At 68.6% G+C, this 12222-nt stretch carries 12 protein-coding genes; 5 read left to right on the top strand and 7 right to left on the bottom strand.

What is annotated here, in order from left to right; translation table 11 throughout:
* The 4 genes from EDC25_RS06195 to EDC25_RS06180 all read left to right on the top strand — a co-directional run bounded on the left by EDC25_RS06195 (position 1) and on the right by EDC25_RS06180 (position 4597).
* Positions 1-249, top strand: coding sequence for an EF-hand domain-containing protein (locus EDC25_RS06195; protein WP_123521944.1), 249 nt, complete (start codon positions 1-3; stop codon positions 247-249).
* Positions 250-449: 200 nt separating this feature from the next.
* Positions 450-2591, top strand: a complete 2142-nt coding sequence (locus EDC25_RS06190; RefSeq protein ID WP_132577311.1) for a TonB-dependent receptor — start codon at positions 450-452, stop codon at positions 2589-2591.
* A 145-nt stretch (positions 2592-2736) separates the two neighbouring features.
* Entirely contained in the window at positions 2737-3930 is a 1194-nt protein-coding gene (locus EDC25_RS06185; protein ID WP_123521947.1) for a class I SAM-dependent rRNA methyltransferase, read from the top strand.
* Between the two features lie 49 nt (positions 3931-3979).
* A complete protein-coding gene (locus EDC25_RS06180) occupies positions 3980-4597 on the top strand; it encodes a glutathione S-transferase family protein (RefSeq protein ID WP_123521948.1) in 618 nt (205 codons plus the stop codon).
* Between the two features lie 157 nt (positions 4598-4754).
* On the opposite strand, the gene EDC25_RS06175 is transcribed toward EDC25_RS06180, so the two are convergent.
* The 7 genes from EDC25_RS06175 to rsmD all read right to left on the bottom strand — a co-directional run bounded on the left by EDC25_RS06175 (position 4755) and on the right by rsmD (position 10950).
* Positions 4755-5825, bottom strand: coding sequence for a class III poly(R)-hydroxyalkanoic acid synthase subunit PhaC (locus EDC25_RS06175; RefSeq protein WP_123521949.1), 1071 nt, complete (start codon positions 5823-5825; stop codon positions 4755-4757).
* Between the two features lie 4 nt (positions 5826-5829).
* Positions 5830-7053 (bottom strand): class III poly(R)-hydroxyalkanoic acid synthase subunit PhaE, encoded by a 1224-nt coding sequence (phaE, locus tag EDC25_RS06170; RefSeq protein WP_164484019.1) that lies wholly within the window; start codon positions 7051-7053, stop codon positions 5830-5832.
* A gap of 102 nt (positions 7054-7155) precedes the next feature.
* Positions 7156-8877 carry a gamma-glutamyltransferase gene (gene ggt / locus EDC25_RS06165; protein ID WP_123521951.1) on the bottom strand — a complete coding sequence of 574 codons (1722 nt, stop codon included), beginning with the start codon at positions 8875-8877 and terminating at the stop codon, positions 7156-7158.
* Positions 8874-9131 carry a YfhL family 4Fe-4S dicluster ferredoxin gene (locus EDC25_RS06160; protein ID WP_123521952.1) on the bottom strand — a complete coding sequence of 86 codons (258 nt, stop codon included), beginning with the start codon at positions 9129-9131 and terminating at the stop codon, positions 8874-8876. The genes ggt and EDC25_RS06160 overlap by 4 nt, the downstream gene beginning before the upstream one ends.
* A 79-nt stretch (positions 9132-9210) precedes the next feature.
* Entirely contained in the window at positions 9211-9729 is a 519-nt protein-coding gene (locus EDC25_RS06155; protein WP_123521953.1) for a hypothetical protein, read from the bottom strand.
* A gap of 73 nt (positions 9730-9802) precedes the next feature.
* A complete protein-coding gene (coaD, locus tag EDC25_RS06150) occupies positions 9803-10294 on the bottom strand; it encodes a pantetheine-phosphate adenylyltransferase (RefSeq protein WP_123521954.1) in 492 nt (163 codons plus the stop codon).
* Positions 10295-10341: 47 nt separating this feature from the next.
* A complete protein-coding gene (gene rsmD, locus EDC25_RS06145) occupies positions 10342-10950 on the bottom strand; it encodes a 16S rRNA (guanine(966)-N(2))-methyltransferase RsmD (RefSeq protein ID WP_123522036.1) in 609 nt (202 codons plus the stop codon).
* A 76-nt stretch (positions 10951-11026) separates the two neighbouring features.
* On the opposite strand from rsmD, the gene ftsY reads away from it, so the two are divergent.
* Positions 11027-12220: a signal recognition particle-docking protein FtsY gene (ftsY, locus tag EDC25_RS06140; protein WP_377600463.1), complete on the top strand. Its 1194-nt coding sequence runs from the start codon at positions 11027-11029 to the stop codon at positions 12218-12220.
* The last annotated feature ends 2 nt before the right edge of the window (positions 12221-12222 follow it).

Here is a 12222-nt window from a genome sequence, read left to right as displayed (position 1 = left end):
ATGACCAAGACCCCCCTGATCGCAGTCGCCGCCGTTGCCTTCGGCTTCTCGACGTTTGCGCTGGCCGACGACGGCCGCAGCTTCCAGTCGCTGGACGCGAACAACGATGGTTACGTTTCCCGCGACGAGATTCCGGCCGACCACGCCCTGGCGGCGAACTTCTCCACCTACGACACCGATGCCGACGGCCGCCTGAGCCAGTCCGAATTCGATGTCTATACCAGCTCCAAGCAGCGCGACGAGGAGTAATCCCCGTCGTTCGTCCCCGGACGGCCGTCCTCCCCCGGCCAGTCCACCCTCATTGCGGGCGCCCAGCGCCCGCTTTTTTTGCCTCCGGGAACATCTCCGTGCAGCCGGGTGCCGATGTGCCGCACGAGGCCCAAGGGAGTGCATTCCGGGCCGTCGATTTGGTTATGATATAACGTCTATATTCGACGAGAGCCGACCGCATGCGTATCGCCAGACCCTGCCTTCTCCTCTGCAGCGTCCTGCCTTGGCTGGCCGCGACCCCGGCAAGGGCCGGCGAACAGGGCCACGCCCACGGCCACGCGCATGACCACGCCCGCGAACTGGACGAAGTGGTGGTGACCGCAACGCCGATCCGGCAGGCTCCGGACGACATCACCCGGCCGACGGAAGTGTTGTCGGGCACCGGCCTGGACGACAGCCGCGCGGCGACGCTGGGCGAATCGGTCGGGCAGCTTCCCGGCGTGCAGTCGAGTTTCTTCGGCGCCGGCGTCGGCCGCCCGGTGATACGCGGGCTGGATGGCGCCCGCGTGCAGGTGCTGGGCGAAGGGCTGGCTGCCATGGATGCCTCGACGGTCAGCGTCGACCACGCGGTCACCATCGAGCCCTTCCTCGCCGACCAGATCGAGGTGCTCAAGGGGCCGGCGACGTTGCTGTTCGGTTCCGGGGCCGTCGGTGGCGCGGTCAACGTCGTTGACGGCCGGATCCACGAACACGCGTTCGAGGGCACGCGCGGCCGTGTCGAACTGCGCGGCAATGACGTCGCGGACGAGCGCGCCGGCGCAGTGCGGATCGATGCCGGCCACGGCCACCTGGTCCTGCACGCCGATGCCTATCATCGCGAAACCGGGGACTACGCGATCCCGGGACCTGCGGGACGCTCCGCGGACAGGCACGACCACGGACACGCCGGTGACCACGCCGGCGGCCACGATCATGACGAGGGCGTCCTTCCGCACAGCGCGACGCGCACGCGCGGTGGCGCCATCGGCGCCAGCCATGCCACGGCGCGCGGGTTTGCCGGCATCGCCGTCAGCCGCCATGAAAGCCGCTACGGCGTGCCCGGTCATTCGCACGACCACGGCGACGACCACCACGATCACCGGGCGCTGTCCCCGATGAACCTTTCCGCCGCCCACGACAACGGACACGACCAAGGCGTCGCCATCGACCTGCGCCAGACCCGTATCGATGCCAAGGCCGGACTCGACGATCCGCTGCCAGGGCACGAAACACTGAGACTGCGCCTGGGACACGCCCGCTACGCCCATACCGAGTTCGAGGACGGCATCGCCGGCACGCACTTCCACAACGAGGGCCACGAGGGCCGGATCGAACTGGTGCATGCGCCGCTGGCGGACTGGCATGGCGCCTGGGGCCTGCAGGCCAGCCGTCGCGATTTCACCGCTGAAGGCGAAGAGGCCTTCGTTCCACCGAGCGTCACCCGTGACCTCGGACTGTTCCTGCTGGAGCGCCGGCACTGGGAGCGCCTGAAGCTGGAAATCGGTGCACGCCATGACCGCGTCCATGTCGAGCCGCAGGCCGGAATGCCGGCACGACGGTTCCATGCCCTGAGCGCGTCGCTGGCGACGGAATGGCGGATCAGCGACCACTGGCACATGCGCCTGGGCATGGATCGCGCCCAGCGCGCGCCGACGGCGGAAGAGCTGTATTCCGACGGCGTGCACGTGGCGACCGCATCGCATGAGGTGGGCGATGCCTCGCTGGGCGTGGAGACATCCAGGCAGGTTGAACTGGGCCTGCACTACCACGGCGACCGGTGGGACATGCGTATCGCTGCGTGGCGCAACCGCTTCGACCGCTTCACCTACCTGCGCCACGACGACGAGGCCGCGCACGCGCACGGCGGCCATGAAGATGACTTTCCCGTGCTGTTCTGGCGCCAGCATGACGCGACCTTCCGCGGCGGCGAGATCGAGGCGCGACTGAAGCTGGCCGAGCACGGCAGCGGCCGCTACACCCTGCGCGTGATGGCGGATACCGTGCGCGCGGAACTCGACGCCGGCGGCAACCTGCCGCGCATCGCGCCGGCGCGCGTCGGTACCGGCCTGGACTGGTCACACGGCGGCTGGCGCGCCGGCGTTACCGCCCTGCGCTACCGCAGGCAGGATCGCGTCGCCGAGCACGAAACGCCGACGCCGGGATACACGCAGCTCGATGCCGATGCCAGCTGGTCGTTCGAGTGGCAGGCGCGCGAGGTGGAGCTGTTCCTGCAGGGACGCAACCTGCTGGACGAGGACATCCGCGTGCATACGTCCTTCCTCAAGGATGTCGCGCCGCGCCCCGGTCGCAGCCTCGCCGCCGGAATTCGGGCCTGGTTCTGACCCCCGGCAGGCGGAATGGCCGGCAGCGTCCAGTTCCATCGCGGGATTCCATGGTCGATCACGGAAATCCACGGCCGGCGATGGCCGGCATTCATCGGCGGCGACAGCGATCGGCTACGCTATTCCGTTGCCAAAGGAATCCGCCATGACCGCCACCCTGCCCCCGCTGCGCCTGAAAAAAGGCGAGGACCGGCGCCTGCGCCACGGTCATCCGTGGATCTACAGCAACCAGATCGATACCGCCGCAACGCCACTCGCCGGCTTCGAACCCGGGCAGCTCGTGCGCGTGCATGATGCCCGCGACATGCTGATCGGCATCGGCTACATCAATCCGCACAGCCTCATCACCGTGCGCCTGCTCACCCGCGATACCGGCACGACCGTCGATGCCTACCTGGTCGCCAAGCGCCTGCGCGCGGCGCTGGCGCTGCGCGAACGGATGTACGACCAGCCCTACTACCGGCTGGTGTTCGGCGAAAGCGATGGGCTGCCGGGCCTGGTGATCGACCGCTATGGCTCGACGCTGGTCGGACAGATCGCCACCGCGGGCATGGAAGCGCTGCGGCCGCTGGTCGAACAGGCTGTCGCGGAGGTGCTGGCGCCGGAAAACCTGGTCTGGCGCAACACTGGCGGTTCGCGTGCGATGGAGAAGCTGCCCGAGTACGTCGAGGCCGGCATCGGCGAGGTACCTGGAACCATCGAGGCACGCGAAGGAGACCTGCGCTTCCGCATCGATTTCGCGCATGCCCAGAAAACCGGCTGGTTCTACGACCAGCGCGGCAACCGCGACCTGTTCGCGCGCTACGGCAGCGGTGCCCGCGTGCTCGACGTGTTCTCCTATCTCGGTGGCTGGGGCCTGCGTGCCGCCGCCACCTTCGCCGAACGCGTGGTCTGCGTTGATTCCTCGCTGCCGGCCTGCGAGGGTATCGAGGCGAATGCCGCGCTCAACGACCTGTCCGGCAAGGTCGACACCCTGCATGCCGATGCCTTCGACGCGCTGAAGGCGCTGCGCGAGGACGGCGAGCAGTTCGATGTCATCGTCCTGGACCCGCCGGCCTTCATCAAGCGGCGCAAGGACCACGCCGCTGGCCTGGTCGCCTACAAGCGGCTCAACCAGCAGGCCCTGCGCATGCTCGCGCCCGGCGGCCTGCTGGTCACCTGCTCGTGTTCGCACCACCTGCCCGAGCCGGAGCTGATGCATGTCGTCCACGAGGCGACCTCGCGCGCCGGACGCAATGCCTCGGTGCTCGCGCGGCTGCAGCAGGGTCCGGACCATCCGCTGCACCCGGCCATCGTCGAAACCGCCTATCTAAAGGGTCTGGTCTGCGCCGTCGCCTGAGGCGTCGTCGCCCGGCCCTGGTTTTCCACCCGCAATCCGAGGACCTCCCATGAAGCTGTACTACATGCCCGGTGCGTGTTCACTCGCGACGCATATCGTGCTCGAGTGGATCGGCCAGCCCTATGAAGCCGTCAAGGTGCCGCGCGACCAGCTGAAGTCGCCGGAATTCCTGGCCATCAACCCGGCCGGTGCCGTGCCCGCGTTTGCCGACGGAGACGGCTGGGTGCTGACGCAGAACGCCGCCATCATGGCCTACCTGGCCGACACGTACCCGCAGGCGGGGCTGGCCGGTGACGGCACGGCGCGCAGCCGCGCCGAAGTGAACCGCTGGATGGGCCTGCTCAATGCCGACCTGCACAAGGCCTTCGTGCCGATCTTCGCGCCCGCCAAGTACATTGCCGACGAAAGCCAGCACGATGCGGTCAAGGATGCCGCACGCACGAACGTCCGCGCGCTGCTCAAGGGCATCGATGCGCACCTGGCCGACCACCGGTGGCTGGCGAACGACCAGCGCAGCTATGTCGATCCGTATCTCTACGTCATGCTGCGCTGGGCCAAGGGCGTCGGCGTGGACCTGTCGGGCCTGGACAACCTCGCCGGCTTCAGCGCGCGCATGGAATCCGACGAAGCGGTGCGCAAGGCGCTGGCCGCCGAAGGGCTGGCCTGAGGCCACGCGACGCGGGGCGCGCCAGTGACGGCGGCCCGCCGCGCCAACCGGTACGGCGTCGCGGTCGAGGCGCCGTCCGCTGGAAAAAGAAAGGCCGGTATCCGTCGCGGGAAACCGGCCTTTATTCATTGCGGCGAAACGCCTTGCGCCATCCGCGTCAGCGGTTGCGCCTGGCCAGCCAGTCGTGGATGGCGGAAGGCACTTCGCGCTGCGCACGCGAGGACACGTAGATGCCGATGTGGCCGCCACGGAAGGCCAGCTCGGTGTAGTCGTCGGTGCCGATGATCCCGCCCAGCGGGCGCGAGGCGCTCGGCGGCACCAGGTGGTCCTGCTCGGCGAAGATGTTCAGCACCGGCATGGTGATGCGCAGCGGATCGACGTCCTCGCCGCCGATCTGCAGGCCGCCCTGCACCAGCTTGTTGCCGTGGTAGAAATCCTTGATGAACTGGCGGAAGGTCTCGCCGGCAAGGTCGGGCGAATCGAAGATCCACTTCTCCATGCGCAGGAAGTTCTCAAGCTCGTGCTCGTCGTCGAGGATGTCGGCCAGACCGACGTACTTCTGGAAGTTCAGCCGGTAGGGCTTGAGCATCAGGTAGCAGTAGTTCATCAGGTCGGCCGGGACGTTGCCCAGCGTGTCGACGAACAGGTCGACGTCCATCGACCGCGTCCAGTGCGACAGCATGTTGTCGTCGGTGTGGAAATCCACCGGCGTCACCATGGTGATGAGGTTCCGCACGCGCTCCGGATGCAGCGCGCTGTAGCAGATCGAAAAGGCGCCGCCCTGGCAGATGCCCAGCACGTTGATGGCCGGCAGGCCATGGCGCTCGCAGATCGCCCCGACGCAGTTGTGGATGTAGCCGTTGATGTAGTCGTCCAGGGTCAGCCAGCGGTCGGAACGGTCCGGATAGCCCCAGTCGATCAGGTAGACGTCCTCGCCGCGCGCCAGGAGGTTGCGAACCAGGGAGCGGTCTTCCTGCAGGTCGACCATGTAGGGGCGGTTGACCAATGCGTAGACGATGAGGATCGGCACCCGCGCCGTCGGCTTGCCCTCGCCCTTGAAGCGGTACAGGACGGTCTTCCCTTCGCGGTAGATCTCTTCCTTATCGGTGCAGCCGAAGTCGACGTCGGGTACGGAACGCAGCGTCTTCAGGCCGGCGGCGATCTTCTGGTTGAAGCGCAGCGCTTCCTCGACCACGGCCTTGGGATCGAACTTGATGGCTGTCGTCATGGTGTCAGCCTCGCTTGCGCGTGCGCGCGGCGGTGTTCTGGATGACCGGCGTCACGCCGGCGGTCGATGCGGCCGGCGATTTGGCCGTGCCCTTGGCCGTCCCTGCCTGCTTCCGGGCTGCCGGACGGCGCGCGGCATTGGCGGCCCGCGTCGCGACCGGGGTCGGCGGAGCGGCAACCAGCTGTGCCGACTTGCCGGCTGCGGCGCGCGGCTTCGCCTTGCGTGGCTGACGCGCCGCCGGCTTGCCGGACGCCGGGGCTGCCTTCGCCGGATTCTCGCCGGCAGCGCCGGCCGTTCGGCCACTACGACGCAGTTCGCGACGCAGTTCATGCAGCTGGCGTGCCAGCGAATCGACTTCTGTCCGCGTCGGCAGGCCGAACATCTCGCCGATGCGCTCGATCTCGCGGTTGATGCCGGCGCGCACGCGCATCTGCGTGTTCACCAGCTCGCCGTAGACGTCGCGGTACTCGGCGCTCATCGCCACCTCTCCGAAGGCTTCCTCGGCGGCGTCGATCCACAGGTCGTACAGCGCGCGCGCGGTTTCGATCTGGCGGCCAGGCTCTTCGCCGCCGGCGAACCTGCCTTCGAGGATGTCGAAGGTGCGCCGTGCCGACTCCATCATCAGGGCGTCGTAACGCTTCTGCGCTTCAAGGTAGTCGAGCCACGCGCTGGCCAGCGCCTGCACCCGCTCCTGGTGTTCGCGGTTCAGGCCGAAGGCCGGCGTCGCAAGCCAGGACTGCAGCTCTTCCTTCATGCCCCGTGCCGGCATGCCAGTGAATGTCTTCACCAGCTGCTCGACCTGCGCCGCCTGCAGGCCGGTGAACCACGGCATCGGCTCCATCTTGCCGAGCAGGTCTTGCCCGATGCGCTCGTGCGTGTCGCGCATCTGTTCCAGCCAGGCGCGGGGATCGAAGTCGCCCTGCATCGAGCCGAAGGCGTCGCCGGTCATCATGCCCTGCAGGACGCCGAGATAGCGCTTGCCCTGCTCGAGCATGCGCTCAAGCGGATCCGCCGGTGCGAAGGCATTGGCGGCAAACGGGAAGAACGGGTTGGCCGGCATCTGCGGGCGCAGGCCCATGGCGCGTGCCCAGCCCTCCATGCCGTCCTGCCACGGCGTCGCGGGCGCCGGTGCGGCACCCATGGCCTGACTGCTCATTTCACGCCAGCCGTTCCAGTACTGCTGCTGCAGCTCGCCGAGCTGCTTCAGCCATTCGCCTTGGTCCTTCATGTGCGGCATCCCTGATGGTGGATGCCGCCTATGCTAGCCGCTGGCAGCCGCGGTTGTCGTCGCCGGCCGCGGCCGCCTTGCGCGGACGCGGCCGGCGCCTCGTCAGCGGACGATGGCGCGACCGGATTCGCTGCGCGGGTCCGAGGCCGCCTCGAGCTCGCCACTGGCGCGGTTCCAGATCGCCACGTGCATGTTGCCCCACTCGCGCCGACCGGCATCGACGGTGTGGCCCATCGCCTCCAGCGCGTGCACGGTTTCCGTGGCCAGCGCATCCGGTTCGGCCGAGATCACGTCGGGCAGGTACTGGTGGTGGATGCGGCGCGTGCCGACGATGCCCTTGGCATCGGCGCCGTCGATGAATTCCAGGACACCCAGCAGAACCATGGTGATGATGCGGCTGCCGCCGGGCGTGCCGATCACCAGCGTGCGGTCCGGGCCACGCACGAAGGTCGGCGTCATCGACGACAGCATGCGCTTGCCGGCGGCCGGGGCGTTGGCCTCGCGACCGATCAGGCCATAGGCGTTCGGCGCATCGGCGACCAGCGCGAAATCGTCCATCTCGTTGTTGAGCAGCACGCCGGTACCCGGTGGCACGAAAGCGGAACCATATGGCAGGTTAACGCTCAACGTCGCCGACACCATGTTGCCGTCGGCGTCGATGATGGAGAAATGCGTGGTGTCGGTGCCACGCGGCGCGTTGTCGCTGCCGGGCAGCATGGAGCTCGGCGTCGCCTGGTCGAGGCGGATCGAGGCGCGCAGGCCGGCGGCGTAGTCGGGGCTGAGCAGCATCGCCAGCGGCATCTCGACAAAATCCGGGTCGCCCAGGTAGATGCCGCGATCCCGGTAGCCGCGACGCATGGCCTCGACGACCAGGTGCACGCGCTGCACCGCCGTCATCTTCTTCAGGTCCCACACCGAGAGGATGTTGAGGATCTGGGCGATGACGACGCCGCCCGACGAGGACGGCGGCGAGGTGACGATCTCGTGGTCGCGGTAGCGCAGGCGGATCGGCTCGCGCTCCTTGACGCGGTAGTTCGACAGGTCGTCGAGCGTCCAGCTGCCGCCGGCCTCGTTGACGCCGGTCACGAGGCGACGCGCGGTGGTGCCCTTGTAGAAACCGTCGAAACCGCGCTCGGCGAGGCGCTCGATGGTCCTGGCCAGATCGGGTTGGACGATGACGTGGCCCAGCTCGGGCATCTCGCCGGCGACAAGGAACTGGCGTGCGGCATCGGGATGGCGACGCAGCGCCTCGACGCGCATGCCGATCAGCTGGCGGTATTTTTCATCGACCGGGAAGCCTTCCGACGCCAGCCTGATCGCCGGGGCCAACGACTTCGCCAAGGGCAGGCGGCCATAGTGTTCGGCCAGCCATACCAGGCCGGCCGGCTGCCCGGGAATGCCGGCAGCGAGCGGACCGTTGACGCTGCGGTCACGATCCGGATTGCCGGCGTCGTCGAGATACCAGTCGCGGCTGACCGCCGCCGGCGCGACCTCGCGCGCGTCGACGAACACGTCCTTGCCATCGCTGGCGCGATGCAGGAGGAAAAACGCGCCGCCGCCGATACCGGAGCTGGACGGTTCGACCACGGCCAGGGCCATGGCGACCGCCACCGCCGCGTCGAAGGCGTTGCCGCCGGCGGCGATGATCTCGTGGCCGGCCTCGGTCGCCAGGAAGTGCGCGCTGGCGATCGCCGTCCTGCCGGGCACGGCCGCCGTGGCGGTCGCCTGTGATCCCTGCGGCGCGCCATCGCCCGCGGCATGGACGGCACCGGCACAGAGGACTGCCAGCAGGGCGAAGTGCCGGAGCGGACGGAAGAGGTTCATTGCACGGGTTCCAGTTTCAGGCGTTCGAGCTTGGCCAGCAGTTCGGCCTCGCTCTCCGGTCGCGCCGGATCGGGCAGGCAGCATTCCACGGGGCACACGGCCTGGCATTGCGGCTCGTCGAAGTGGCCGACGCATTCGGTGCAGCGGGCCGGGTCGATCTCGTAGATCAGTTCACCCATGTGGATGGCCTGGTTCGGGCAGGCCGGCTCGCAGACATCGCAGTTGATGCAGGCGTCGGTGATGTACAGGGCCATTGCGGAAGTATAGCCGCCGGGCCCTGCCGGGGACTTGAACGGCGCCGGCGCATTGCGCGCCGGCGCGGGCGGATCCGGCTTACTTGCCGAACTCGAGGAAGATGAACTCGGCGCCGGAAGGAGCGACCGCGCTCTCGGCGACGCCGCGATGGGCGGCATCACCCACGAACACCACGCGCGCGCCCTTCAGGCGATCGGCCGGGATGTCCTTGAACAGCTCGACCATCTGCGTCGCCATCAGCTGCGAGTCGCGCGAGCCGAAGGCGATGATGGTGTCCTTGACCACGCCGCGCTGCAGGGTCTGGCGTGCATTGTCGATGACCGGGAACGGATCCTCGTCCGGGCTCACGTACACGGCGAACGGCGGGATGCCACGCTTGACGCGGACATTGCGCGACACCTGCTGGCCGATGTAGCGCTTCCAGTCGTCGTCGCTCTGCGACGCCGGCAGCATCAGCGGCGCGCGCTGTTCGGCCGCGGGCGCGGCCTGGCCGCCGGCCGACGACGGCCTGCCTTCACTGGCTTCCTTCTGGCAGCCGGCGAGGGTGAAGAGCCCCGCCACCAGGGCGAGCAGGGCGATACGAAGACGACTGGACATGGCTGTGCGCACTCCTGTTGACGCGGGGCGGCCATTGGTGGCCGGCTGAATGGGCAGAGTATAGCCGCAGGCTTCAGCGGAATCGCTGCTTGAGCGCGGCGTTCACGACCGGATGCACGAACTCCGAGACATCACCCCCGAAGCGCGAAACTTCCCGGACCAGGGACGAGGAAATGAACGCCCACTGCTCGGCCGGCGTGAGGAACAGCGTTTCAGCTTCCGGAACCAGATGGCGGTTCATGCTGGCGAGCTGGAATTCGTATTCGAAGTCGGACACCGCGCGCAGGCCGCGCAGGATCACGCCGGCGCCGACCTCGCGGACGAAATCCGCAAGCAGCACCCGGTAACCCTGCACTTCGACCTTGTCGATTCCCTCCAGCGCCTGCTTCGCCAGCTCGATGCGTTCCTCCAGGCTGAAGCTTGGGCCTTTCACCGGATTCTCGGCGATCGACACCACGACCTTGTCGAACAGCGGCACGGCGCGCTGCACCAGGTCGATGTGCCCGTTCGTGAGCGGATCGAACGTGCCCGGATAGACCGCGATGCGGGGATTGCCGGCTTTCATCAGGGTGTCTCCAGGGCCTGCCTTGGCGTGGCGGAGGCGCGAGCGTATCAGGCGCCGGCACCGGTCGGCACTGTCGCGGGCAGGCAGCGGTAGAGCGCGTGCGCGACTTGACCGGCCCGGCCGCTGCGCCAGGGAGGAAGGTCGATCGGCGACGGCTGTCCTGCCGGCCATTCGGCGTAGACATACGCCTGCGGTGCCAGCCAGCCGCCGTCGCGAAGACGCCTCCAGGCCGGCGCGAGCAGGTCGGCGCCGTACGGCGGGTCGAGGAAGACGACATCGAAACGGGATGTCGCCGGCTGGTCCAGCCACTGCAGTGCGTCGGCACATTCGACCCGGACCTGGCCGGCGCCGAGGCGCGTGACATGCCCGCGCAGCGCCGCCGCGGCGCCGCGGTCGCGTTCGACCAGGACCACTTCGGCCGCACCTCGCGACGCCGCCTCCAGCCCAAGCGCGCCGGTGCCGGCGAACAGGTCGAGGCAGCGCGCACCCTCGCTGACCGGCATCAGCCAGTTGAACAGCGTCTCGCGGACGCGATCCGGCGTCGGCCGCAGGCCGGGCAGGTCGGGAACAGCCAGCTTCCGTCCCCGCCACTCGCCGGCGATGATCCGGACTGAACCGGGCGTGGCTGCGGAAGTTGTTGAACGCTTGGTTTTCATTGGCGGTGATAGCATACCGGGCCGCCCCGGGACGTCCGTGCAGCGCCTGTCATCCGGCCGCGCCGGCGCCCTCGCCATTCCTCGCGATCCGCCACGCCGCCTTCCAGACCGCCACGCCATGCTCGGGTTTTTCCGCAAGAAGAAGACTGTCGAACCGGCCGCACCGGCCGCCGGTGACAGCCCCTCCGTCGATACCACCATCGAAACGCCGCCGCAGGTCGACGTGGCAGCGGAAAATGCCCCCGCCGCCATGGACGCAGCGAACCTGCCTGCCGCGCCTGCGCCGGTCGCGGCTGCACCCGCGGTGGCCGCAGCTGCTCCGCCGCCCGCACCCGCGGCCCCCGTCGCAAGGGCGAAGCCGAGCTGGCGCGAGCGCCTGTCCAACAGTTCGCTGGGCCTCGGCATCCGCGCGCTTTTCTCCGGCAACAAGCCGCTGGACGAGGACCTGCTCGAGGAGCTGGAAACGGTACTTCTGACCGCCGACGTCGGGGTCGCGGCGACGAACGAACTGGTCGACGCCCTGCGCCGCGGCATCAAGGCGCGCAGCTATGCCGACTCCAACGCGCTGCTGGCGGACCTGCGCACTCGCCTGCGCGCGCTGATCGATCCGGTGGCGCGACCGCTGGCCATCGATCCGTCGGTGCAGCCCTTCGTCATCCTCGTCGTCGGCGTCAACGGCGTCGGCAAGACCACCACCATCGGCAAGCTGGCCCGCCGCTACCACGAACAGGGCCTGGCCGTGACACTGGCGGCCGGCGACACCTTCCGCGCCGCCGCCGTCGCGCAGTTGCAGACCTGGGGTGAGCGCACCGGCATCGCGGTCTATGCACAGGGCCAGGGCGCGGACTCCGCCTCGGTGATCTTCGATGCCCTGCAATCGTCGCGCTCGCGCGGCGCGCAGCTGCTGATTGCCGACACCGCGGGCCGCCTGCACACGCAGTCGGGCCTGATGGACGAGCTGGCGAAGATCCGCCGCGTCATGGCCAAACTGGACGGCAACGCGCCGCATGAAGTGTTGCAGGTGATCGATGGCACCACCGGCCAGAACGCGGTCAACCAGGTGCGCCAGTTCCATCAGGCCGCCGGCGTGACCGGACTGGTGGTCACCAAGCTCGACGGCAGCGCCAAGGGTGGCGTCGTGTTCGCACTCGCCCGCGAATTCGGCCTGCCGATCCGCTTCGTCGGCCTCGGCGAAGGCGTCGAGGACCTGCAGGTCTTCGATCCCGACGCCTTCATCGACGGACTTCTGCCGGATTCGCTGGGCCGCTGATC

Origin of the sequence: Pseudofulvimonas gallinarii (assembly GCF_004343305.1) — a bacterium.
Taxonomy (GTDB): Bacteria; Pseudomonadota; Gammaproteobacteria; order Xanthomonadales; family UBA2363; genus Pseudofulvimonas; species Pseudofulvimonas gallinarii.
The sequence above is the reverse complement of the archived record's forward strand: the minus strand, read 5'-3'. Positions and strand labels throughout refer to the sequence as shown.